This is a genomic window from Micromonospora sp. NPDC049662, from assembly GCF_040675055.1.
Lineage (GTDB): Bacteria > Actinomycetota > Actinomycetes > Mycobacteriales > Micromonosporaceae > Micromonospora.
In genome coordinates this window covers 1-22,342 of record NZ_JBFAOC010000072.1, presented here as the reverse complement: position 1 = coordinate 22,342, position 22,342 = coordinate 1, and the positions used below count along the sequence as shown (strand labels likewise).

Annotated in this window: 15 protein-coding genes and 29 tRNA genes; 33 read left to right on the top strand and 11 right to left on the bottom strand. The window is 68.0% G+C overall.

Features of this window, described 5'->3' with window-relative positions; genetic code table 11:
* Nucleotides 1–64: 64 nt before the first annotated feature.
* The 14 genes from AB0J36_RS31090 to AB0J36_RS31025 all read left to right on the top strand — a co-directional run bounded on the left by AB0J36_RS31090 (nt 65) and on the right by AB0J36_RS31025 (nt 2,274).
* Entirely contained in the window at nt 65–196 is a 132-nt protein-coding gene (locus AB0J36_RS31090; protein WP_357123148.1) for a hypothetical protein, read from the top strand.
* 72 nt (nt 197–268) lie between these two features.
* A tRNA-Trp gene (locus AB0J36_RS31085) sits at nt 269–341 on the top strand.
* A gap of 108 nt (nt 342–449) precedes the next feature.
* Nucleotides 450–525 (top strand) — tRNA-Pro (locus AB0J36_RS31080).
* 1 nt (nt 526) lies between these two features.
* Nucleotides 527–599, top strand: a tRNA-Ala gene (locus tag AB0J36_RS31075).
* Between the two features lie 168 nt (nt 600–767).
* Nucleotides 768–842 (top strand) — tRNA-Glu (locus AB0J36_RS31070).
* Between the two features lie 11 nt (nt 843–853).
* Nucleotides 854–925: transfer RNA gene (locus tag AB0J36_RS31065), tRNA-Gly, on the top strand.
* A gap of 271 nt (nt 926–1,196) precedes the next feature.
* Nucleotides 1,197–1,273, top strand: a tRNA-Thr gene (locus AB0J36_RS31060).
* Between the two features lies 1 nt (nt 1,274).
* Nucleotides 1,275–1,347 (top strand) — tRNA-Gly (locus AB0J36_RS31055).
* A 60-nt stretch (nt 1,348–1,407) separates the two neighbouring features.
* Nucleotides 1,408–1,851, top strand: coding sequence for an HNH endonuclease (locus AB0J36_RS31050; RefSeq protein ID WP_357123151.1), 444 nt, complete (start codon nt 1,408–1,410; stop codon nt 1,849–1,851).
* 34 nt (nt 1,852–1,885) lie between these two features.
* Nucleotides 1,886–1,957, top strand: a tRNA-Gln gene (locus tag AB0J36_RS31045).
* Nucleotides 1,958–1,963: 6 nt separating this feature from the next.
* A tRNA-Leu gene (locus AB0J36_RS31040) sits at nt 1,964–2,039 on the top strand.
* Between the two features lies 1 nt (nt 2,040).
* Nucleotides 2,041–2,116 (top strand) — tRNA-Thr (locus tag AB0J36_RS31035).
* A gap of 6 nt (nt 2,117–2,122) precedes the next feature.
* Nucleotides 2,123–2,195, top strand: a tRNA-Thr gene (locus AB0J36_RS31030).
* 5 nt (nt 2,196–2,200) lie between these two features.
* Nucleotides 2,201–2,274 (top strand) — tRNA-Ile (locus AB0J36_RS31025).
* Between the two features lie 3 nt (nt 2,275–2,277).
* Here the strand turns inward: AB0J36_RS31025 and AB0J36_RS31020 are convergent.
* Nucleotides 2,278–2,676, bottom strand: coding sequence for a hypothetical protein (locus tag AB0J36_RS31020; protein ID WP_357394089.1), 399 nt, complete (start codon nt 2,674–2,676; stop codon nt 2,278–2,280).
* 60 nt (nt 2,677–2,736) lie between these two features.
* Between AB0J36_RS31020 and AB0J36_RS31015 the strand changes: the two genes are divergently transcribed.
* The 7 genes from AB0J36_RS31015 to AB0J36_RS30985 all read left to right on the top strand — a co-directional run bounded on the left by AB0J36_RS31015 (nt 2,737) and on the right by AB0J36_RS30985 (nt 3,302).
* Nucleotides 2,737–2,812, top strand: a tRNA-Leu gene (locus AB0J36_RS31015).
* A gap of 5 nt (nt 2,813–2,817) precedes the next feature.
* Nucleotides 2,818–2,893 (top strand) — tRNA-Ala (locus AB0J36_RS31010).
* A 1-nt stretch (nt 2,894) separates the two neighbouring features.
* A tRNA-Asp gene (locus AB0J36_RS31005) sits at nt 2,895–2,967 on the top strand.
* Between the two features lie 5 nt (nt 2,968–2,972).
* Nucleotides 2,973–3,062, top strand: a tRNA-Ser gene (locus AB0J36_RS31000).
* Nucleotide 3,063: 1 nt separating this feature from the next.
* Nucleotides 3,064–3,138 (top strand) — tRNA-Ile (locus AB0J36_RS30995).
* A gap of 13 nt (nt 3,139–3,151) precedes the next feature.
* Nucleotides 3,152–3,224: transfer RNA gene (locus AB0J36_RS30990), tRNA-Arg, on the top strand.
* A gap of 4 nt (nt 3,225–3,228) precedes the next feature.
* Nucleotides 3,229–3,302, top strand: a tRNA-Pro gene (locus tag AB0J36_RS30985).
* On the opposite strand, the gene AB0J36_RS30980 is transcribed toward AB0J36_RS30985, so the two are convergent.
* Nucleotides 3,294–3,671: a hypothetical protein gene (locus tag AB0J36_RS30980; RefSeq protein ID WP_357171382.1), complete on the bottom strand. Its 378-nt coding sequence runs from the start codon at nt 3,669–3,671 to the stop codon at nt 3,294–3,296. The genes AB0J36_RS30985 and AB0J36_RS30980 overlap by 9 nt on opposite strands.
* Before the next feature lie 228 nt (nt 3,672–3,899).
* Between AB0J36_RS30980 and AB0J36_RS30975 the strand changes: the two genes are divergently transcribed.
* The 10 genes from AB0J36_RS30975 to AB0J36_RS30930 all read left to right on the top strand — a co-directional run bounded on the left by AB0J36_RS30975 (nt 3,900) and on the right by AB0J36_RS30930 (nt 5,479).
* Nucleotides 3,900–3,973 (top strand) — tRNA-Pro (locus tag AB0J36_RS30975).
* 259 nt (nt 3,974–4,232) lie between these two features.
* A tRNA-Lys gene (locus AB0J36_RS30970) sits at nt 4,233–4,304 on the top strand.
* A 1-nt stretch (nt 4,305) separates the two neighbouring features.
* Nucleotides 4,306–4,382, top strand: a tRNA-Met gene (locus AB0J36_RS30965).
* Between the two features lie 2 nt (nt 4,383–4,384).
* A tRNA-Val gene (locus AB0J36_RS30960) sits at nt 4,385–4,456 on the top strand.
* A 12-nt stretch (nt 4,457–4,468) separates the two neighbouring features.
* Nucleotides 4,469–4,546, top strand: a tRNA-Glu gene (locus AB0J36_RS30955).
* 1 nt (nt 4,547) lies between these two features.
* A tRNA-Asn gene (locus tag AB0J36_RS30950) sits at nt 4,548–4,621 on the top strand.
* 1 nt (nt 4,622) lies between these two features.
* Nucleotides 4,623–4,694 (top strand) — tRNA-Val (locus AB0J36_RS30945).
* A gap of 20 nt (nt 4,695–4,714) precedes the next feature.
* Nucleotides 4,715–4,788: transfer RNA gene (locus tag AB0J36_RS30940), tRNA-His, on the top strand.
* A gap of 542 nt (nt 4,789–5,330) precedes the next feature.
* Nucleotides 5,331–5,404, top strand: a tRNA-Arg gene (locus AB0J36_RS30935).
* A 4-nt stretch (nt 5,405–5,408) separates the two neighbouring features.
* A tRNA-Cys gene (locus tag AB0J36_RS30930) sits at nt 5,409–5,479 on the top strand.
* A 153-nt stretch (nt 5,480–5,632) separates the two neighbouring features.
* Here AB0J36_RS30930 and AB0J36_RS30925 read toward each other — a convergent pair.
* From AB0J36_RS30925 to AB0J36_RS30900, 6 genes are all read right to left on the bottom strand, one after another.
* Nucleotides 5,633–6,013 (bottom strand): hypothetical protein, encoded by a 381-nt coding sequence (locus AB0J36_RS30925; RefSeq protein ID WP_363661464.1) that lies wholly within the window; start codon nt 6,011–6,013, stop codon nt 5,633–5,635.
* Between the two features lie 142 nt (nt 6,014–6,155).
* Entirely contained in the window at nt 6,156–7,421 is a 1,266-nt protein-coding gene (locus tag AB0J36_RS30920) for a hypothetical protein (RefSeq protein WP_357171386.1), read from the bottom strand.
* Nucleotides 7,422–7,631: 210 nt separating this feature from the next.
* Nucleotides 7,632–8,585: a DUF5954 family protein gene (locus AB0J36_RS30915; RefSeq protein WP_357123167.1), complete on the bottom strand. Its 954-nt coding sequence runs from the start codon at nt 8,583–8,585 to the stop codon at nt 7,632–7,634.
* A 213-nt stretch (nt 8,586–8,798) separates the two neighbouring features.
* Nucleotides 8,799–9,431 (bottom strand): TetR/AcrR family transcriptional regulator C-terminal domain-containing protein, encoded by a 633-nt coding sequence (locus AB0J36_RS30910; protein WP_363661463.1) that lies wholly within the window; start codon nt 9,429–9,431, stop codon nt 8,799–8,801.
* Nucleotides 9,428–10,321, bottom strand: coding sequence for an alpha/beta hydrolase (locus AB0J36_RS30905; RefSeq protein WP_357123173.1), 894 nt, complete (start codon nt 10,319–10,321; stop codon nt 9,428–9,430). The genes AB0J36_RS30910 and AB0J36_RS30905 overlap by 4 nt, the downstream gene beginning before the upstream one ends.
* A gap of 497 nt (nt 10,322–10,818) precedes the next feature.
* Nucleotides 10,819–13,710, bottom strand: a complete 2,892-nt coding sequence (locus tag AB0J36_RS30900) for a glycoside hydrolase N-terminal domain-containing protein (RefSeq protein ID WP_357123176.1) — start codon at nt 13,708–13,710, stop codon at nt 10,819–10,821.
* 564 nt (nt 13,711–14,274) lie between these two features.
* Between AB0J36_RS30900 and AB0J36_RS30895 the strand changes: the two genes are divergently transcribed.
* Nucleotides 14,275–14,853 (top strand): dihydrofolate reductase family protein, encoded by a 579-nt coding sequence (locus AB0J36_RS30895; protein WP_357123179.1) that lies wholly within the window; start codon nt 14,275–14,277, stop codon nt 14,851–14,853.
* On the opposite strand, the gene AB0J36_RS30890 is transcribed toward AB0J36_RS30895, so the two are convergent.
* The 3 genes from AB0J36_RS30890 to AB0J36_RS30880 all read right to left on the bottom strand — a co-directional run bounded on the left by AB0J36_RS30890 (nt 14,835) and on the right by AB0J36_RS30880 (nt 19,721).
* Nucleotides 14,835–15,356, bottom strand: coding sequence for a helix-turn-helix domain-containing protein (locus AB0J36_RS30890; RefSeq protein WP_363661462.1), 522 nt, complete (start codon nt 15,354–15,356; stop codon nt 14,835–14,837). The genes AB0J36_RS30895 and AB0J36_RS30890 overlap by 19 nt on opposite strands.
* Before the next feature lie 391 nt (nt 15,357–15,747).
* Nucleotides 15,748–17,883, bottom strand: coding sequence for a beta-galactosidase (locus AB0J36_RS30885; protein ID WP_363661461.1), 2,136 nt, complete (start codon nt 17,881–17,883; stop codon nt 15,748–15,750).
* Between the two features lie 707 nt (nt 17,884–18,590).
* On the bottom strand, nt 18,591–19,721 hold the full coding sequence (locus tag AB0J36_RS30880) for a LacI family DNA-binding transcriptional regulator (protein ID WP_363661460.1): 1,131 nt from the start codon (nt 19,719–19,721) through the stop codon (nt 18,591–18,593).
* A 556-nt stretch (nt 19,722–20,277) separates the two neighbouring features.
* On the opposite strand from AB0J36_RS30880, the gene AB0J36_RS30875 reads away from it, so the two are divergent.
* Nucleotides 20,278–22,342, top strand: a 2,065-nt coding sequence (locus AB0J36_RS30875) for a glycoside hydrolase family 2 TIM barrel-domain containing protein (protein ID WP_363661459.1), incomplete at its 3' end; no start/stop codon positions are given.

The following is a 22,342-nucleotide window of genomic DNA, read 5'->3' as shown; positions in this document are numbered from 1 at the left end:
AACCACGGGCAGCGCGCCTACCTTGAATGAGCAAGGTCAAACCGATCCACCAGAGGAGTTCCCCGTGTCGCAGTACGCCTACACCGAAACCACGCGGCTCATGCCGCGCGGCGGTGTCGTGCTGCTCCCGATCGGGCGGGCTCACGATCTGTGCGCGAGTGAGCAGAACTGGAAGCCGGGGTGGCGGCGCGAATAGCGTCAGCGCAAGCGCGAAGCCGCCCACCCCGACCGGGACAGGGCGGCTTTTTCGTTACCGGAACAACTTCATAGGGGCGTAGCTCAACTGGTAGAGCACCGGTCTCCAAAACCGAAGGTCGCAGGTTCGAGTCCTGTCGCCCCTGCTTCCGTCCCGGCTTCGGTCGGTGGCGTTGTTGATTCTTAATTCCACAGTGAATGGCATAAGCAAGACCCCGGCCGGCGCCTGCACGGGCCGGCCGGGGGCATTACATCCGGGACGAGGGAGACGGCTGACCCGCTCGCTTTGGGAGCGAGAGACACGGGGTTCGACACCCCGGTCCCGGACCATGGGGTTGTAGCTCAGCCGGTAGAGCATCGGTCTGGCAGACCGAAGGCCGGGGGTTCGAACCCCTCCGACTCCACGCACAGGGTGTGCTGCGACTACGTGGGCACACCCGCAAGAACTTGCCCACCTGGCGTGACTGGCAGCGCACGGGCGTGAAGCTCCCGAGGACTCCGTTCACGTCGGGGGGTGGGCACGTTGGCGGGGGACCTCCCGGGGCGAGGCTCCCGGCCCCCGCCGGCTAGATGGGCCGTTGGAGCTGATGGCAAAGCTCACCTGGTTCTCAGCCAGGAGATCGTCGGTTCGAGCCCGACACGGCCTACGCACGATCTCGCGGTACTAGCTCATCTGGTAGAGCGCCTGCCTTCCAAGCAGGTTGGCGGGGTTCGAGTCCCCGGTACCGCTCGACGGGGCAGGGAGTGGGGCGGCGGACGCCGCGAATCCGGAGGTCGGGGTGCGCAGCCTGGCTGACGGCCGACGCGGGGCAGCTCCCCGAGTCAGCGTGGAAGGTCGCCGGCTCAAACCCGGTGTTGGTGGCGGTTCGAGTCCGCCGCAGGGCACGCAACGCCTCGTTGTGACCACGGTGAAACCGTACGGCCGGCTGACCCGGCACAGCGGGATCAATCGCCTCCGGGGCGACAGGTACGTTCCCGCCCATTGTGGGAGAGGCACCCATGCCGCCGTAGCTCAGATTGGGAGAGCGTCCCCCTGGTACGGGGAAGGCCGCGCGTTCAATTCGCGCCGGTGGCTCCACGCGGTTGTAGCGCAGTTGGTAGCGCGTCTCCTTGCCAAGGAGAAGATCGCCGGTTCGAATCCGGCCAGCCGCTCTCAATCGACAGATCATCTGTCAATCCGTCCAACCACCCACGACCCGAAGGAGGGACCTGGTGGACGCCGTACTCGTCATCAACGCCGACCTTGGGCCCCTTCACCGGGTCACGGTCGCCCACGCGATCCGGATGCTGTGCCGGCGGGTCGCCGAGATCCACGAAGCCGAACCCGACCGGACCCTCGGCGTGTTCCCCATGCCGAAGGTCGTCCGCCTGGTGCGGTACGTCGTCACCCGGTGGCGGTATACGAAGGGCCCCGCCTGGTCCAAGGGTGGTGTCCTGGCCCGCGACAACCGGCAGTGCGGCTACTGCTCCGGTCCGGCCGCCACGGTCGACCACATCCTGCCCCGCTCGCGGGGTGGGCAGAACACCTGGCGGAACACCGTCAGCGCGTGCGCGCCCTGCAACCAGGCCAAGGGCGACCGGACCCCGGCCGAGGCCGGCATGGTGCTTCGCATCAGCCCGCTCGTGCCCGCGTGGGGGTCGCTGGCGCAGCGCTGACCCGGCCGGCGGGCCATCACCCCGCCGGCCGCGATGGGAGCTGATGTAACCGGCAGCATCGCTGGCTCTGACCCAGCGCGTAGAGGTTCGAATCCTCTGCTCCCAGCTCGATGCCCTCGTAGCCCAGCGGTAGAGGCGACGGTCTGAGGGGCCGTAAAGGGCAGGTTCGAATCCTGTCGAGGGCACCATGCCGGCGTAGCTCAGAGGCCAGAGCAGCGCCCTTGTAAGGCGACGCGCGCCGGTTCGATCCCGGTCGCCGGCTCCACACCTTGCCGCCGTAGCTCACCTGGCAGAGCGACGTCCTCGTAAGACGTAGGCACCCGGTTCAAGTCCGGGCGGTGGCTCTCTCGCCGACGTAGCTCAGGTGGTCAGAGCATCCGGCTCATAACCGGAAGGCCGCGGGCTCGACTCCCGCCGTCGGCACTCTCAGAACAGCGTGAGGGCTTCGTTGATCGGACTCCTCTGCGGCAACTCCTGCTGGGGAGGTCGTCCGCGCCGGTGAGTGCGCTCGGCGTGGCAGTTCGCGCACACCACCTCGCACAAGTCCATCTCAGCCAGCATCCGAGCGATGGAGATGTTGCGACCGGCGAACTCGCCGATATTGAAGCTCTTTTCGCCGCGCACGTGATCGAACTGCATCACATAAGGGGGGTACTGCACATTGCAGTCGGCGCATGGCTTGCTTTTGGCCTGCCTGACGAGAGCCGCTAACTTCTCGCGGTTCTTCTTATTGAACGCAACAGCGCGGGCCTTGTAGGCTGACTTGTTGGCAGCGTAGTGGGCCTGCGCGTATCGCTTTCGGTCCTCGGGATTGGAATGTGCCACACCTGATCCTACCAATTGTGGCCCCGGTTCGACACCGGGCGTCGGCACGCAACACCACCTGCCCGGGTGGGCAAACTGGCAAAGCCGCCGCACTCAGACTGCGGAGATTCTGCGGGTTCGACTCCCGCCCCGGGTACGCATGGGCTCGTAGCTCATCTGGTAGAGCGCCGCTTTCGCACAGCGGAGGTGGCAGGTTCGAGTCCTGTCGGGTCCACCATGCCGACGTAGCTCAGTGGTGAGAGCACCCGACTGTCGATCGGGGGGCCGCGGGTTCGATCCCCGTCGTTGGCGCGCATGAAGGGTTGGCCGAGTCTGGTCGATGGCGCCGCGTTGCTAGCGCGGAGCGGGTCACACCGCCGGGAGTTCGAATCTCTCACCCTTCGCCAAGCCGTCGTAGTTCAGCCTGGTGAGAGCACCGACCTGATAAGTCGGGGGCCCCCGGTTCAAATCCGGGCGTCGGCACGCAGTAAGGCTCGCCCCCGTAGCTCAGCGGATAGAGCGCCTGATTACGGATCAGGAGGCCGGACGTTCGAATCGTCTCGGGGGCACTTACGGGATATGGCGCAGTTTGATAGCGCGCCTGACTGGGGGTCAGGGGGCCGTCGGTTCGAATCCGGCTATCCCGACTTCAGGTACTGCCCATCGCATCGCTCTAGCCCACCAACACCGATCATGCGGAGTTTCGTCGGGGCCTTTTTGACGCGACGAAAGCTTGCCACCCTCCGCGCCTCCGCCCGCGCCTCGTAGCGCATGTGTAGGAGCGTAAGTTCGGGTAGCCCTTTGATTGGCTCCTCCACCCCGTGCATCCTCAGGTGCTTCAGCTTCAGCACCAACGTTTGAGAAGGGTGCACTATGGCCGGTCCTCTGGCGAGCCAGCCGATCGCGGACCATCTCATTCCGCCAGAGATCCTGCTCGACCAGAAAGCTTCCTGGTAGAAGGCGTGAAAGGTGATGTCCACGATCGGCACGGCGGAGTCGTTGGCGATGTAGATCACCGTCTCGCCAGCTTCCTTTGAGGCTCAGACTCGGACGGTGCTCCGCTCGGCCCGGCGGCGTCGCCGAACTTCGCTGAGGTAGACGGAGAGAGCAACGAGCGCGGCAGCGAGCGTTCCGAGGGCTTCGAGCGCGCCCCACCCGGCCCAGGTCCACAGGGACGGCGATGTCGGCGGCACGCACCGGAGAGTAGTAGGTGTCAGCACGGCGCGTAAGCCCCGCGCCGCTAACGGGTACTAGCTCAGCTTGGTAGAGCGCTCGGTTCGGGACCGAGAGGCCGGGCGTTCGAATCGCCCGTACCCGACTCATGGAGGGTAGCGCCCAGTGGTGGGCAACCGGCCTCGAAAGCCGGGCCGCCGGAAACGGCGAGGGTTCGACTCCTTTACCTTCCGCGCTTGCCTGCGAGGCAGATCAGTGCTCGGTCAACGGCCACGCGGCGGCGCGATTTCAGCCACGGCCGCAGTTCCAGAAGCAGTTCGCGCAGCTCGTTGATGCGGCACACGTTCCACGTCGCGGTCGGACGCCACTCGCAGGTTCGAATCCTGCCCGGGGCACGTACACAAGCCGCTCGCGCCTGATGGCCGGGCTCCGGACTTTTACTCCGGACTGCGGGGGTTCGATTCCCTCGGGCGGCACTGCGGGGTGGAGGAGTTCGGTTGTCCTCGCCGGCCTCATAAGCCGGAGTAACGCGGGTTCGAATCCCGCCCCCGCTCCCGCCGCGGTAGCTCAGCGGGAGAGCAGCGCCTCGACAAGGCGTAGGTCGCTGGTTCGATTCCAGCTCGCGGCACGCAACCCACCTGGCGCGGTGGACGAATGGAAGAGTCGCCCGGCTTTCACCCGGGACACGTTGCGGGTTCGAGTCCCGTCCGCGCTGCCATTCCCCTGTAGCTCAAAGGTAGAGCGGCCGGCTGTTAACCGGCTGATCTTGGTTCGAGTCCAGGCGGGGGAGCCACGCCCGTGTAGCTCAGCGGCAGAGCACCGGTCCCACACACCGGGTCGCCCTGGTTCGAGTCCAGGTACGGGCACTGGCCTCCGGGCCGCAGTTGTGGCTGTAGCTCAACGGTAGAGCGCCGGGTTGTGGTCCCGGTGATGGCGGTTCGATTCCGCTCAGTCACCCCAAGCGCGTCGTGAGCGGCTGGTCGCTCCCCCGTCTGTAAAACGGGCGCCTTACGGCACGCCTGGTTCAAGTCCAGGGGCGCGCACAGAGATTAGGCGGCCAATTGCGCTGGTGCGCCGCCGCTGGACACTGGGGATCCATGACGGCTTGTGGTGAGCCACCGTGGGCGAGTACGACCAGACCCGCGGAGCGAACGGAAGGTGCTCGGTCAGCGTCTCGATCACGTCAAGGTCGGTCATCTGAACGCGAACAACCCCTCCTCCGGACCGCCTTCGAACGAAGGCGCTCTCACCCTCGATGAGCCCGGCGATCCAGGCCAGTCGCGCCAGGTCGGGCACGCTCACGATCGGCTTGCTCTCGTACGTGCAGGATCGACACAGCTTGGCCTTCTGGGACTTGGGTGCACCACATGCACGCGGATCCTTGGCCACATGCCTGTTCTGGGCCTCCGTTCGCCGCAGCCGTGAAACCGGCCCGGCCGTCATCGCGCAGCCGGTCCCTGCGCCCACACGGGCGCAGTTCGAATCTCTCGATTCCCACGCATGCCCACGTAGCTCAGCGGATAGAGCACCGGCTTCCGGAGCCGGGTTGGCGGAGGTTCGAATCCTTCCGTGGGCATCCTGGTCGTGTGCCCGAGTGGTCAGGGAGCGGTCTGCAAAACCGCGCACCGGGGTTCGATTCCCCGCACGGCCTCGACTGCCATTCACTGCGGATTGAGATCGACGCGCGGCCGACCGATCGGCGGCAAACCACTGAGCGTGCACGTCCTGCCTGCACCCGGCTCGCGACTGCTGAAGACTGCTGCGCCGGACTGCGTCAGAACCAGGTTCCCGGTCGTACAAGTCGTCAGAGGCGCCCACGCCAGCGCGCACGCCGAGGATGCAAGAAGGTCTCTATGTCCTCCAGGGCGTTACCGGCGGTTCCCCGGACGTGTGGTCTGGCGCGTACGTCGCGGAGTGCGGGCACTACACGATCTTGGTCGAGTTGACCGTAGACCCTCGCGAGGTGCCCGAGGCAGGTGGCCGCGAGCGCCTGCACCTGGTGGTCGGGGTGATCGAGCAGGGTTAGGTAGAGCTCCTGCGAGGCTCTCCAGTCGCCGTCGCCGTACAACGCCGATCCGACCATGGCATCCGTGGCCCCGGCGATGTCGTTGCGGTCGAGAGCCTTCCGCACATCGTCGGGCGTTGCCGATGGCGGGTTGTGAAAGGTGTGGTGCTCGTGGCTCATGGCCAACATCTTTGATTACCGCATTTACCAGGAACACCCGCAGGTCGACATGGCGGCCTTATCGACGACCGGGAACAGGCAGGCTGACATCTCCAGCGGGCCCGAACGAGTAGGTGTCGGGAGCGGTTCGTCGAGTGGGTGTTCAGATGGTGGGAGGTGCCAGCGTTGGGATGACGGGGTTTCCGTGGATGTTGCCGTCGGCGCAGGGCCATGGGCCGGCGGCGAGCGGTGCCAGGCCGGTGTCGCCGAAGATGAGCAGCTCGTTGCCGAGTGCGAAAGCGACGGTTGCGTCCTGGAGGAGGAGGGTTCTGCTCATGACGGTTCGGTCGTCATCGGTGCGCCGGAACAGTTCGTGCTGGTCCAGGTTCGCGTCGACGGCCAGGAGCTTGCCGTCGCGCCAGAACACTGCGGCGCCGTTGGCGTCGAGCGCGGGATAGCTGGTGTAGTAGCCGGACAGAGGCGGGCCGTCGTCCATTGATCCGTCGGGGTTGAGAACCCGGAACTGCGACCGGGACGGCAGCCTGTTCTCCGATTCCGGGCCACGGATCGTGCCGTGCTGGTCGATGAGCATCTGGCCGTGGCTGGGCCACGTGTGGATTGGCTGGCCGTCAGGGCCGTAGAGGGTGCTGGAGAACGCCCCGTAGCCCTGGGCGCCGACGAGGAAACGGCCGTGGCCGGCGATGGCCTTGTGGTGGTAGGGGCCGGGCTCTGTGGTGGAGATGATGTTTCCGGTCTCGGTGTCGAGGATGGTGCACCTCCCGATGCCGCTGCCTCCGTCACTGATCCCAGCGAGAATGCGATCGCCGGCCACGAGCAGCGGTTGCCAGTGATCCGCCTCCAGGGTTGATGGTCTCCACTCTTTCTTGGGCTGGACGTGCCATCCGGTCGCTACGCCGGCTTCGACGACGCCGGAGAAGGAGACCGTCTCGAGGGGCAGGGGCGTGGACCACATGGTGCTGCCGGTGTCGCTGAGGCGAGCCAGGCGCGCAGTGCGGCCTTGGGGAAGCCGCTGGCGTGGCGCGGTCGGTAGCCACAGGACGCAGAAGCCGTCCGGCATCCGAACGGCAGCTCCCAGGTGCTCGCCCGGCTCCTGCTGCGGGGTGACTTCATGCAGCACCGAGCCCTCGGCGCCGACGCTGGTGAGTGTGAACACGGGTGGGCTGGCACCGTCGTGGTGGGTTACCCACACGGTCCCACCCGCGTCGACGCGGGGTGGGAACGGATGGCCTGCGAATGTGCGTTGCCAGAGCGTGGCTCCGCTCAAATCGACCGCGGTGAGGACGGTGGTGTACAGGTTGCGGGTGCTCGGGCTGCGGCCCGCATAACTGGTCAGATAGATCGGCCCGTCTCGGTCCGCGGCCGCCAGGCCCCAGACCTGACCGGGCAACCCGACGATCTCGGGTTCCATCGGCATGCCACCTCCCCAGCCATGCGCTCTCGGATCATGCCTACACCAGTTCGGCGCCGTGTCGTCAGTCGCACCGCTGGTCGTGTCAGCAGCCGCAGCTCATTGTCCGGGAGTTGGTGGTGCCAGACCGGTCGACGTCGAGGGGGGCGAAGCGGCTCTCGGCGGCCGGTTGAACGATGTCCAGGGCCTGAAGTGTTGCCGTTGCTGGTCTTAGCGCTGGCGGCCCGCGCCCGGAGGCTGGTCTGGATCGGGGTCCGATGGTCGGGGCATCTCCGGGCCGCTGGCGCTCATGCGCAGCAGCGTCTCGATGCGGGTGACCCGGAAATGGCGTCCCAGCGCGGTGACGTCGTCGACGGGATTGGTATCGAGGTCGTCGGCGGTCTGCTGGTAGGCGGCTGTCTGGTCGTCGGTCAGCCTCAGCAGACGCGGTTCGATGTGGCGCAGGCCGAAGGTGATCTCGTCGCGGGCCAGCTGCGGTGTGGCGACCGCGCGACTGTAGGGCCGCCACGACCCTGCTACAGATTCGGCTGCGGCGTAGCGGGTCGGCAGGATGACGCCGACTGGGTGAGAGGCGATGGCGGCGACGCTCTCGGCATATACGGTGGCGGGCACCTGGGCCCGGGGGTAGTGCGCGGTCGTCAGCTCTGCCCGCAGCATCGCCTCACTCGGCCCGGTCGCCGCGTCTGGGTCGATGACGATCTCTGGGGTGAGGAAGCTGTCGTGGTCCTCGGCGTTGCGGGGGTCGCGGTCGGTGGGTCGGGGCGGTTCGGGCCCGTCCGGGCCGAACCGCGCGAACGTGTCCACCCGCACGACGCGGTGCACGCGGCCGTTGATCACCACCTCGTCTACCTTCTCCCGGTCCAGGACGTCGAGCGCGGTGGTCAACTCCGCAGCCCGCGGGGGGTCAGTGGTTTCGTCGAGCTGCTCCATGAGGTGGTGCGCAAGCTCGTCCCGGGCGGCCTGTGGCGTATCCGACACGACGGCGTACACCTGCCACCGCCCGTCATCTACCTGCACTGCGTGGCCGAACAGGGGGGCGCCGATGCGTGTCATCGGGTAGGCCGCCGCTCGCCGTGCCGCGTCCTCCTCGGTGACCGCGCCGACTGGGTCGGTGGGCTGCTGTACCCGCAGGATTACCGGCGGCTGCACTTCGTCGGCACTCATGCCACGGATTGTGCGACGGCTCGATGGCCCGTGTCACGAGGGCGCGCCATCACCGCAGCGGCGTCATCGGTGCCGCGCGCCGCGTCCGGGTTCTCGAAGTATGTGCCTGGGGTGTCACCGAGATAGGCGACGCCGTTGCCGGGAGCGGGTGGACGATCTCCTGAGCCCAGGGCGTTGATCGGTCACGGTTGTACTTCGGTCCAGGTGGTGAGGTCAGGAATGTTGAAAGCCGCAGAGCATAGCTTGCAGGCCTGGTTCGAAATGGTCGTCCGGTGTGGTCTCGTCGGCCGCCTGAGCCAACAGGTTGTATTGCGAGCTGCCTTTGTCAGGTTTCCTGCTTCGTGACTGTGCGCCCGCTTGAAGGATGGACACGCTGAGCGCGTGCCCGATGGTGAATTCCCGCAGGCATCGGAGGATCCGCAAGGCGGTGGCGGGCGGCAGGCCGGCGTTCTGCAGCTTTGCCACCGCGCGGATACCCATATCGATGGACGCAGATGATCGCACGGGTCGGGTGGCGAACACCGGAACGGCGTTCGGGTGCTGTAGTAGCACGTCGCGCAGGCGGCGGCAGTACTGCGCGGCCAGTTCCGGCCACGGCGCCTGCCATGGCAGTGAGTCGGTGTCCATCTCGACGAACAGCACCTCGGCGATGCCGTCGAACAACGCCTCCTGATCCGCGAAGTGGCGGTAAGCGGCCATCGGGTCAACGCCAAGGACCGCACCGAGGCGACGCATGGAGAACTTGCGCAGCCCTTCGGCGTCGATCAGCGCGAGCGCGGCTGTGGCCAGGTACTCGCGGTTGAGTGTCGGACGCGTCGGGGGCGGCGGCACGGCGGGTGTGCTCACCTGGGGAATCCTTCGAGGATCCTCTCGAGGGTTTCGCTGAACCTGTCTGGCTGTTCGAGGTAGACGGTGTGTCCACCCGGAAACTCCTCGCACGGCACGCCGAGCCGCTCGGCGAGCATGTGCGCCGGCCGGTAGTACGGCTTGCCGACGCTGTCCCGGCCGGTGGCCAGCCGCCAGGGCACGGCGACCTCGCGCAGCGCGGGCAGGTCCGGGTGGTAGTCGAGGCCGATGAGCGGCAGTTCCCGCCGCAGCAGCAGGTCGGCATTGCCCAACTGGCGCGTCATCGAGCTGGGCTCGCGGCCGGTGACCCGGCGCACGGCCGCGCCGACCGGTAGAGCGGCCCGGGAGGCGGCTGCGACCAGGGCCTGTCCCACAGTCGAGCGGAACAGCCAGGGCGGGTCGTCCATGGTCATGGCACCGAAGGCCGCGTACGCCCGCAAAGGGCTCTTCTCTCGGGCGATCCGGGCGATCTCGGCGAGCGCCCGCCGCTCCGCGCTGTCGTCCGGGAGGAGCGAGACTAGCGGTGGTTCGTGCGCCACCACACCGGATAGCCGGTCGGTGTGGTTGGCCAGCACCTCGAGTGCGATGATCGCGCCGCCGCTGCCGCCGAAGACGTACGCCTTCTTCACCCCGTAATGGTCCAGGACCGCGACGGCGTCGCTCGCCTGCGCAGCGACTCCGATCGGTGCCTGCGGGTCGGTGAACCGGCTGCGCGAATTGCCCCGCCGGTCGTAGGTGAACACCGTGTACCGGCGCGCGAGAAGCGGGACGACCTCCTCGTACATTCCTGCATCGCCCCCGCCGCCCGAAATGAGCAGCAGCGGAGCGCCGGAGCCTGCCCGCTCTGTGTAGAGCCGAGCCCCGGGAACTGTCACATATTCCGAAGTCATGCTCGCCGCCCCTGTCAGTTCGCGACCACCGTACGCCTCGTCTACGTCGTAGATTCTATCTACGGTGTAGACGAAATCTCAAGACGAGGCGGGATGGCCTGCTCGCTGTCCCGCTTCCCCCCGACGAGACGCATGCTCATCTGCCGCGAAAACCGAAACAACCGAAGGTCAAGGTGTTGCCCTCCGGACCGCGGCGATGCTGTCGTCCCGACCAGCACGGCTCGTAACCGAGCCCACATCCGTGGCTTGTGGGAGCTCGAAGAGATCAGACACAAGCAGCCTGCGGCGGGCTGAGCCGCTCACTCCGCGACAACCATGTCTCCCGGCACGACACCGCGGCGATCGACGGTCATCGACCGTTGGGTGAGGTGTTGTACGGGCGCTCGGCGAAGCCATTGGGGGTGTGCGCTCACCGCTTGCACGATCGTCGGTGGCTGTTGAGGTGCTGGCGGCCCATCGCCCGGAGCCGCTGCGACCAGTGCCTCTGACCATCCGCCTCAGGCATCAAGGATCTGCCATTCCTGGCTGATCTCGCCGCTGACGGGTTGCTGGACCGCCCTGGCGCCGTCTGCGGTGGAGCCGCCCTCGATCCCGACACACCAGCCGTTGCTCACGTTGGCGAGCCGGTAGTATCCGCTGGTCGCTGCCGGGACGAGGTTCCACCACTGGTTACGTCCGCCGTTGTCGGCCCACTGAACGAGTGCCGCGCCCTGGCCGGAGCCGCCTGGGCTGTCGAGGACTTTCCCGCTCTTGACACCGGACAGACGGAATGAGCCATCGCTGTTGGGTAGCAGTCGCCACTGCTGATTGGCCGCGCCAGTCCACGGCCACTGGATGACAGTTGCCCCGTCCGTGGTGGAGCCGCCGTTGACGTCCAGCACCTTTGCGCTGCGCCGGTTGAGCAGTCGAACGACGCCGCCGCCGGCGGCGGCTGGTAGACCTACGACGACCTGTATCTGTTGTCCGGCCGTCATCGAGATCACCCGGGCATGCGGGCCGAGCGGCGAGGGGGTGACCGTCGCGGAAGTGGTGATGGACGCCATCCCGCGCCGGCTGATGAGGGTAATCGCCTGGGTGATCGTCGAGGTGAGTGCCACGGTTACTGAGCGACCAGGCAGATCCCAGGAGAGGCTGTGAATGCGGACCTGGTTGCGTCCGCGGACCCCGGTGATGGTGCCCTTGGCGAGCTGGCCGGGCACGGCGGGCAGCAGCTCGATGACACCGGTCCTGGTGTACACGAGCGCTTCGCTGAGCACGGCCGGCAGCGTGTTTGCCGCATCGGCGTTGTAGGTCTCCAGGTTCGGGTTGTGTGCTGTCATCAGCGACCGGAAGATCATGTTGTTGCCGATGATCTTCCGGAGGTTGTTGTAGACGCCGGCGGCGTCCTTCAGCCGAGCGGAGGCAAGGGCTCGATGCAGGCTGCCGTGCGCTGAGGTGTTCTCGTCACCGCGCAGCGCCAGGGCCCTGAGCGCGGCGGTGACCAGACCGGGCGCCTCCTCGGGATTGATCTCGTGCAGGGGCCACGCGCCGTACAGGTGATGGACGTGCCGATGGTTGTAGCGGTCCGTGAGTCCCGGCCAGGACCATTCGGCGAGGGCGCCGCTGCCGTTGACCGTGTAGGGCGGGATCCTCGCCAGCAGGGCCGTCCAGCGTGCGACACCTTGACCGGCGCCCTGCTCGACACCGAGCGCGTTGGCGGCCTCGACAGCCGCCCGCAGGGCGTGTCTGCCGGCCTGGATGTCGCCGGTGGCGTTGATCGCCAGCAGGACGTTCGTGCTGGCCGGCGAATTCTCCATCGAGAACGACGGCACGAAGACCACACGGCCGGCCGAATCGGTGCGGGTCAGGAAGTCCTCGTAGAACAGTGCTAGCTCCATCAGTGCCGGTCCCAGCTTCTCAGCCAGAAACGTCCGGTCCCCGGTGACCTGGTAATACTCCAGCAGCGGGTAGAGCAGCCAGTCCGCGCCACCGGTCCAGCACTGGCCGGGGAAGCCGGCGTCGAAGTGCAGCATGTGTCCGTACTCGCCATCGGTTCGCGATGGGGCCAGGAAGCCGCGGGCGCCGTACAGGTTGCGAGCGTTGGTACGCCAGTGCGCGAGCTGGCCGAGGATCAGGTTGAAGTAGCCCTGCATGGCATCGGTGAGGTCGAGAATGTTGCCGCCGGCGACCTGCAGGTTGATGTTGGCATCGGTGGTGAAATCGTCGGCCCAGGCGCCGTTCCAGGTGCCGGCCCAGATTCCGGTCAACCGCGGCGGCAGGACGCCGCTGGAGCTGATGAACAGGTAACGGCCGCTGTCGTAGAGGCGCTCCAGCAGGGCCACATCGATGGTGTTGCGATTGGCGTTCTGCCGGGCGATCAGCTCGGTGGTCGACAGCTGCCGGTCGGCGGCGGAGACGTTCAAGTCCAGGCGGGAGCGGTCGTACATCGCCGCGTGCAGGGTGACGTGCCGGGTCCGTAGCTCGGCATAGTCGGCGCGCACCGCGGCCAGCGCCGCGTGCAACGGTTTGCTGTCCCAGGCCGTGGGGGACTCGTAACGGTCGAGTTTGGTCAGCAGGAGGAGCCTGGTTGCCGCGGTCACGACGATGGTCGACCCGTTCGCGGCTACCGTGCCACCGCTGGCGACGACCCGGGTGACGCCCTCGAAGCCGAACGCGCCCTGTCCGGACGGGTAGGCGCCTCGCAGGTTCAGGTAGCCGGAGCCGTCAATGACGCTGGCCAGGGTGGTGAAACGGACCGAGCCGGGGACGCCCGCGAGGGATGTGTTGGCGCTCAGCGTCGCGTCGATGGATCGTCCGGATGCCGGGGTCAGTTCGTGTACGACGACGTGGTCGGCTCGGGAGGCGAAGGCGCGGCGAGTCCAGGTGCCGTAGCTGTCGATCCAGGTGGAGTTGACCTCCCCGGTCCGGAAGTCGGTGGTGCGGGCGTATCCGTTGACCGTTGTCATGCCTGGCGTGCTGATCTGCAACTCGAAGCCGGGGTGGTAGGTCTGGGTCCAGCGCAGGTTCCAGCCAGCCGCGAAGTCCGTGTTGGCTCCGCCGTAGTTCCCGGCCAGCGCCTTGTCGCGCACGCCGGCCAGCCGCCCTGAGATTACTGGCGGGGTCACACCCCGGCTGCTGTTGGGCAGTACGAAGCGGTGGTGATTGAAGATCACCTTCTCGAGGGTCGGCGTTCCGTACAGGACGGCGCCGTACTCGCCGTTGCCGGTGAGAAACCCGTCCGTCCAGGTTGTCGCCGCCGTCGCGTCGTAGATCCCCCGCTCGGGCAGCGTGACCTGAGGCGCAGCGGCGGCGGCCCGTCCGGCACCCACGGCCGGGATTACGGCCGCCGAGCCGGCGCTCAGCGCGGCGGTGGCGAGCAGGCGCCTACGGCTCACGGGCAGGTCCGTCATCAGAAGTTCCTCTCGACACCGAGGCTCAAGCGTTGTGTGCGACATGGCCCCGGCGCTGCTGCAGCCCGGTCGGGTCTGCCTACAGGCCGCGGGTCCGCGTGTTCGAATCGATTCGACAACAGTAGGGTCAGCATTGGTTCACGTCAATGAAACATCTTCGTCATGCCAGGTCGCACGGCAACGTGATCCTCCTGGTCAACCTCGCGCGGGTGGGGCTGCGACGGGTGCGCCGCTACGTGGCTTCTGCAGGGCGGTGCTCGTCTACTCACCGGATGGCGTGCTGCTCTTGGATCCGCTCTGACACGCCTGGCCAGCGGGGTCCGTGCGGGTACGGATCTGCCGTGTCCTGCGCGTCACGGAGCGCAGCCAGATAACGCCCGGGTGAGGCATCCGGACGTGCCGATGTGAGTGCGTGGCAACTAATCTTGCCGGTCCATGGCCCTGTTGGTGACGCTCTTTCGTGCTGACGGCTCCGCGGGTGTCGTTTCCGTCCAAGACGATGGGCGGTGGCGTTTCTTACCCTGGGCGGACCAGCTTGTGTTTGATCTACCAGGGGGTGTCGCCATGCGCGATCTTGTCTACACCGGCTTCATGTCGCTCGACGGCGTGCTGGATTCCCCGGGTGGCGGCCCGGGTGAGGAGCACCGCAGCGGCGGCTGGGTGATCAAGGACATTGAGGTCCTGCCCGAGGTCTTCTCGCTCAAAGATGAGGAGTTGCAGGACACGACCGCCCTGTTGTTCGGCCGGCACAGCTACGAGCTGTTCGCGCCGGTCTGGCGCGACTCGCCGGACCATGCCGCCTACAAGGAACTGCCGAAGTACGTTCTGTCGACCACCCTGGCCGACGACGCGCTCCTCGACGGCTGGGGCCCGACGACGATCCTGCGCTCAACTCATGACGTCGCGGAACTCAAGAAGAGCGGCGGCGGCGCGATCTTCATACACGGGAGCGCTGCGCTTGCTCGCCGCCTCGCGGACGCGGGACTGATCGACAGGTACAACTTACTGCTCTTCCCGGTGCTACTCGGTGCCGGAAAGAGTCTGTTCAGCCGGGCAGACAACGACAAGCAGATGCTTCGTCTACGCGAGTCTGAGGCCTATCCGAACGGTGTGGTCAAGCTGATCTACGACGTCGTTCGCTGATTGAGGTCCAGCGAGATCGCGCCACGGACGCCTTCCCGCAGCTGCCGTGCCGTGTGCCCGATGTATTGGCGCAGGGCACGGGCCAGGTGCGGCTCGTCGAAGTATTCGAGTCTGGCGACGACATCGGCGACCGGCATACCGGCGGTCAGCAGGATCGATGCCTTCCTGGCACGCTCGATCTGCCGCACAGTGCCCTGGGTCAGCCCGGTTGCCGCGCGGAACCGGCGTTCGACGGTGCGTTCCGAGACCTTGGGAACGTGCCCCCGCCGGACCTCGGTGACGACCGGATCACGGACGACGGCTCCCGCGCGGACCAGACGCGTGACGAGCGCTTCGGCATCGTCGGGGCATGGGATCTCCCACCGGGCGCCGTCCAGCCGGAAGGTCCGGTGTGTGGTGTCGGGCAGCTCGATGCCGCCGTCGAGCAGCGCCCGGGTAGGCATGGTCCGCAGCGACGTGCCCAAGGCGAAGTCGATGCCGAGAAACGTCGCGCCGTCGGGCACGGGCGCGATGCTGGACCTGCTCTCCGGACCCGTGACGCTCGCGTAGGACCTGCCCTCGCGCTGCCAGAACACCAGACCCCAGCGCACCGCCGCGACGGAGGTCATCTCGAAGACCTGCTCGCTCGTCGAGGTCCAACGGACTCGACCCACGGCGAGTCGGACGGACGCGTCTCGAGTAGCAGAGTCACACGAGCAGGGTAGTCGCCCGCACGCGACAATCCAGAGACCTCGGAAAGCTGCGCGTGATCCCGAAGGCCCGCTACCACGGCCGACGCGAACACTTCGACGCCACCAGGGCTCTTCGCCGACGTCGCGCCAAAGATCCTGATCTAGCGCGGACCCTCGGCAACGCGACGATCGGCTCGTTGATCCGCGATTCACCCCCGGCGGGTCAGCCAGAAGCTTCAGTTCCGTCCGACGCGAAGACGCGCACGTCCCACGCGCCGAGGTGCACCGCCGTGCCCGGCGCGACCGCGGCACCGCTCAGGGCGTCGGTCAGCGGCACCGGCGCCTCGACCGCGACGGGTTCCCAGCTCCAGTTGTGCACGACGTGGACCCGGCGCCCGTCCGGGGAGGTGGCGGTGGTGGCCGTGACGGAGGCCGGGAGGCGGCGCCATCCGCCGGTCGGCACCGGCGCGAGCCATGCGGCGAGGGCCTGGGCGAGGTCGCGTCCGGGTACCGTGCCGACGCAGGTGACTCGGCCCGCGCCGTGGCGGCGGGTAGTGACCGCCGGCCAGCGGCCGAAGTGCGGATGGTGGTACTCGACGAGCACATCGGCGTCCACGACGGTGAGGCCGTCGGCCCAGCGCGTCGCCGCCGCCCGCTCCGGCAGGTCGAGCGGCCCGCCCGAGGCGGCACGGACCGGGACATCGCGCACCAGGTTGCTGAACTCCTCGTAGCGGACTCCGGTGGCCTCGACGAGCCGTCCGGGCGCCGGCTCGTGTCGCGCGCGGGCCTCGTGGTCGGCGTAGCCGGTCCGCGGGCCGAGTACGAGGTGGCCGCCGGCGGCCGCGTAGGCGGCGAGCCAGTCGAGCGTCGCGTCGTCGGCGACATACAGCGCCGCGACGACCAGGACCGGATGCCGTCGCGCGGCCGACTCCGGCGTTGGGCCGGTCCGCTCACCGCTCGGGTCGTGCAACTGCCCGGCGTGGACGATGCGCACCTGCCGGCCGGCGTCGAATGCGCCGCGATAGAAGGGGTCGAAGATGCCGTGGTACGCCGCGGCGTCCGGTCCACCGTCCGCGGCAGACAGCGGCGGGTACTTCTGCATGAGCCAGTTGCTCGGCATCGAGTAGACCATCGTGATGTCGGCGTCGGGTTCGAGGGCGGCGACGAGGGGGCCGGCGGCGTCCAGTTCCGCGCCGAGGCGGGACAGCTCCGCGTACGTGCGGCCCGGCCGGCCGCTGTGCGGAAGGATCCCGCCCCAGTAGGTCTCCGCGCCGAAGTGCAGCGTGTGCCAGTGCCAGTACTCGATCATCTGCGCCCCGCGCGCGACGAGCGCCCAGGCCGCCTGCCGCCACTGGCCGTCGTACGCCGGCCGGTTGTCCCACGGCATGCCGATGGACATGGCGTTGGTCTCGGTGACCAGGAACGGCGCCTGGCGCGACGAGAACATGCGGTCTGCGCTCTGGTACAGCGCCCATACCCCGGTGGTCTTCCCGTGCTGTTCGACGTCGTCGTGGTCGCGGTCCGGCAGCGCCAGGGCGTCCTGCATGACGTAGTACGGGTTGCCGGCGGCGACGTCGAGGCGTTCGGTCAGCTCGTCGTCGTGCACCGCGGGTCGGCCGTAGGCGATGCACGTGGTGACGAACTGGTCGCCGCGCGCGTACTCCCGGACGATGCCGGCCTGCCAGCCGATGAACTCGGTCGTCTGGCGGGCCTGGAACGCCCGCCAGGCGACGTCGTACTGGGGCTGGGCGTTGCCGTCCGGGGTCCACAGGTCCGCCCAGGTGGAGAGGCGGTGCGACCAGTAGACCAGGCCCCATTCGCGGTTGAGGGTCTCGACGTCGCCGTAGGTGGTGCGCAGGTGGTCCACGAATCGCTGGAAGACGCCGTGGTTGTGCAGCAGTTCGTTGCCGGGTTCGTTGTCCACCTGGAACCCGATGACTGCGGGGTGGCCGGCGTACCGGCCGACGATCTGCCGGATGACCCGCTCGGCGTGGAATCGGAAGCCCGGGTGGGTGAAGTCGACCTCCTGCCGCGCGCCCCATCCGATGCGCTGCCCGGTGGCCCGCTCGCCGGCGATCTCCGGGTACTGCCGGGCGAGCCACGGCGGCACGGCGTAGGTGGGCGTGCCGAGGATGACGGAGATGCCGCGTTCGTGTGCGCCGTCGAGCACTGGCTGGAGCCACTCGAGGTTGAACCGTCCGTTCTCCGGTTCCCAGGTCGACCAGACCGACTCGCCGACCCGGATGACGGTGAAGCGGGCGTCGACCATCAGGTCGAGGTCGGTCTTGAGTCGTTCATAGGGCTGGTACTCGACGTAGTACGCGGCGCCGAAGAGGACGCGGGCGGGGAGCACTGCCATGGGGGGAACCTCCGAGGTGGAGCGGTCGGTCATTGCTTGACGCTGTCGGTGGCCAGCTCGCTCTGCCAGTACCGCCGCAGGAGCAGGACGGCCACGACGAGCGGGACGATCGAGAGCATGGACCCGGTCACCACGAGTACGACCGTGTCGCTGTTCGTAGGTCCGCCCCCTGCGGTCTGGGAGGCGCAGGAGGCGAGGCCCCACGTCGGGAGCACCGGTACCGGCCTGCAACGCCGTGCGCAGCTTGGTGTACTCCGGGGCGCCCTGACCGGCGTTGGCCACCTTGACAGCCGGGTACTTCTGCTCGAACAGCGCCACCTCTTGCGCGATGTCCGGAACCCAGGCCCCAGAACGTCAGCTCGGTCGCGGTCGACATCGCCTTGTCGATGTCGGCCTGGCTCACCGCCGCGGTGGCGGAGGTACCGCCGCCCTTGCCGTCGCCGCCGCACGCGGCCAGCGCGGCACTCGACGACACCGCTGCGGCCGAGGCAAGCAAGGTTCGGCGGCTTACCGGGGACTGTTGGGGACGATGTGGCCATGGTCAACTCCCGTCGCAAGGGTAGCGGGACCGGCGCGTCGGGCAACGGCGTGTTGGGGACAGGGGGTATCGAGAGGTGTGCGTCCGCGCGGGTGCTACCGCCGCTGGTCGGCGACGGCCGTGGGGGCATCGGGTGACGTGCCGCCGTAGGTGGAAAAATCGACGCTGATCACGGGCGCGGCGGATGCGACTTCGCTGCCGGCGGGCTGACCGTGCGGGCCACCGTGGGCTGGGGGATCGCTCGGCGGCCACGTCCCGGGATCGGCCGGGGCGGCGGTGGTGCCGTCGAGGCGCGGACGACGAGCTCGACCGGTTGGTCGGCCGCCGGTGCAAGCTCGACGTCCGGCTTCTCGATGACCTGAACCAGCAGCGCGAGGCCCTGCCGCGTGACCTCGTCGAACGGCTGCCGCAGGGTGGTGAGCGGGGGAGTGACGTAGGCGGAGACCGGGATGTCGTCGAACCCGACGACGCTGATGTCCTCGGGCACGCGGCGCCCGGCCTCGAGCTGCGCGCGGATGAGACCGATTGCCATGTCGTCGTTCGCGGCGAACACCGCGGTCACGGTGCTGTCGCCGGCCAGTTCCCGGCCCGCCGCGTAGCCGGACGCGGCCGACCAGTCGCCCTCGACGACCGGCGGCTCGTCCGCGCCGTGGGCTCGCAGCGCCTCGCGCCAGCCGGCGAGACGGTCCCGTGCCGAATACCACCGCTGCGGGCCGGCCAGGTGATGGACGGTCGCGTGCCCCAACTCCAGCAGGTGCTCGGTCGCGGCCCGCGCGAGCCGGCCCGCGCCGACCCTGGCGGTCACGACCTGCCGCGCGGTGAAGGTGGGCGGCGCGCCGAGGACCAGGACCGGCACGTCGACGCTGATGGGGCCGACGCCCTCGTCGATCGGCTCGGAGATGATGACGCCGTCCACGCCCTGGTCCAGCAGCGACGCCAGGGCGCTCGCGATGCCGCCCGGGTCGCCCTCCATCGTGGTGGCCACCCGCAGCGTGTAGCCCACCTCCCGGACCGCCCGCTCGATGCCCATGAGCCACGACGCCGGGCCGTACAAGGAGCTGCCGAGCGTCACCACGCCGATCGACCGGGTCCGCCCGGAGGCCAGCGCCCGGGCCGCCTGGTTGCGCCGGTAGCCGAGCTCCTCGGCGGCGTCCAGGACCCGCCGGCGCACGTCGGCCGAGACATACGGCTCGTCGTTGAGGACCCTGGACACCGTCTTCTGGGAGACGCCGGCCAGCCGCGCGACGTCCACGCTGCGCGGCGTCGGAGGGCTTCCACCCGGCCCCGCCAATCGCGTCACGGCATCTCCCATCGCCGGCCATAGTCCTGTATGTTTGCGTAGTCATGTCTACGCAGTCAGACACTCACCGTTAAGTTCCCGTAACCCGCCCGTGACGCTGGCGAAGCACGTTCCTTGCCAGCAGCCTAACTTCAGTTTCGAACCGAACAAGTCAGGCCGCGTCGCCCGCCGACTTCGCCGAGGACCACAGTGCTGTCCATATGTCACGCGGTCGGGTGCCGCAGAGGCGAATCGGTTCGCTATTCGATCGACGCTGCGGCGATGGGTCGGCGACACGGAGTGCCTGAGCGCGATGCCCTGGCACTCCAAAGGGGTCGTACTCATCGGCGGCCACTCGAGGCTTGTGAGGCATCATGAGCAGGAAGTAACCGTCTTGAAACCTTGACTTCACGCTCCAGACACCCATTAATACATATCTATGTATCTGGGCCGTAACCACCCTTCCCGGGTGGCCGGCGACGCCGGCAGATTTGTCGAATCGATTCGAGTATCGGCCTTGAGGCTGTGCCCTGAACCGGTGTTGCGGAGCTGTCGGGTGAGTCACAGGAGGGTTACCGTGCATCGTACGAACGTCCACTGGGGCGGCCGATTGTCGGCGTTGGCCAGAGGGCTGGCCGCAGCCGTGGCGCTCGCCCTGCCCCTGACGCTGGGTGGTCTGACCCTGGCGACCCCCGGGTCGGCCCTGGCCGCGCCGGTCGCGACGCAGAGTGCCGCGGCCGCCGGAGTTGACGGTGTGGCGGCCGGTAACGCTGCGATCACCTCGGTCGATCTGAGCGGGACGTGGAACTTCACGCCCGCGGGTCGGGGGGCGACCACGATCGCGGTGCCCGGTGGCGGCTGGTACAAGCAGGGCTTCACCACCGTGAACGAGGCGGTGTACTCGCGCAGCATCACCGTGCCGGACTCGGGGCAGCCGCAGTCGACCTGGATCGAGTTCGGCGCCGTCAACCACCAGGCGACACTGTCGGTCGACGGCCGCGTGGTCGCCACCCAGACGACGGCGTTCACCCCGTCGAACTTCGACATCAGCGCATACGCGGCGCCCGGCACCACCCACACGATCACCGTGAACGTGAAGGGCCGCGGCGCGTTGAAGGCATCCAACGGCCGGTACCTGGTGCCCGACGCCGCCACGTGGTCCGAGGCGATACCGCAGGGGATCTTCGGGTCCGCGTTCCTGCGGGTGTACCCGGCGGTATACGTCAGCGACACATTCGTGCGTACGTCGGTGGCGAACAAGACGCTGACCTACGACGTGTCGGTGCGTAACACGTCGGACAGTTCCCGGTCGGTGACGTTGACCGGGTCGCTGTCGTCCAGCAACGGAACGGCTTTCAGCTACCCGGCACTGCCCAGCCGTACGGTCACCGTGGCGGCCCGCTCAACCGTGACCGTGACTGTGGGGCCGGTCGCGTGGAACCTCGACAGCACCTCGTACTGGTGGCCCAATGTGCCGTACCGGTCGGGGTACCGGGCGCAGCTGCACGGGCTGACGGTGCATGCGGTCACCGACGACGGCCGGACGAGCGACGCCACGTCCCGGTTCGGGTTCCGAGAGGCCACCCAGAACGGTGACTACTACTACCTCAACGGCGTGCGCGTGAACTTCCGTGGCGACAACCTCCAGGGTGGCGACTACGACCGGATCAACAACGGCGGCAAGGGCGACGCGTACCACACCCTGCCCGGTTTCCTGCCCCCGTCGTCCGGCAACGGCGGCTGGCCGCAGGCGGTGGACAACTACCAGCGGCTGAACTACAACGTGGTGCGCATCCACCAGGAGCCCGGAAGCCCGTACATGCTGGATGTCGCCGACGAGATGGGCCTGATGATCATCGACGAGGTCGCGATTCGCGGCTCTCAGTCCTCGCAGGAGTGGCAGAACTCCGTCGGGCGCGACAACATGATCAACCACGCCCGTGCGCTGGTCCTGCGCGACCGCAACCACCCCGCGATCATCCGCTGGAGTCAGAACAACGAGCCGAACCAGAGCGGCCAGGATTCCGAGCAGTTCGAGAAGGACCTGTACGCGGCGATGAACGGCGCCGACGGCACCCGGCCGATCATTGTCGAGGTGGGCGTCGGCAACAATGTCAGCCTGTATCCCGGGATGACGTACGCCAACTTCGCGGTGATCCCGCACTACGTCGACGGCTTCGGCAGGTACGGGGAGGGCCTGGTCAGCGTGAACGGGCGGCCCGACGGCGAGGGCGAGTTCATCTGGCCGGCATGCAACAACAAGCAGGGCTTCGAGTGGTTCGCCACCGCGACTGCTGCCAAGCGCGGCAAGGGCGCCACCGACCTGCGCCCGTACACGCTGCTCTCCGCCTGGGCCAGCGTCGTGCCCGGCGTGCGGTCCACCGACTTCACCCCGGAGGAGGGCGGTCACCCCATCTACGGCGTGGACAACCTGCCCGATCCGTGGAGCAACGCGCAGATCCAGCGTGTGCAGGCGGCGTTCAACCCGGTGGCCGCGATCGACCTCCCGTACTGGTCCGCCTCCGGCAATTCGGACTCCAACGGCAGCTTCCCGCTGGCGCAGGCGGTGCCCAGCTACGCCCGCAACGCCACGGTGACCCGCAACATCACCGTGTTCAACGACGACCTCACCAACACCTCGG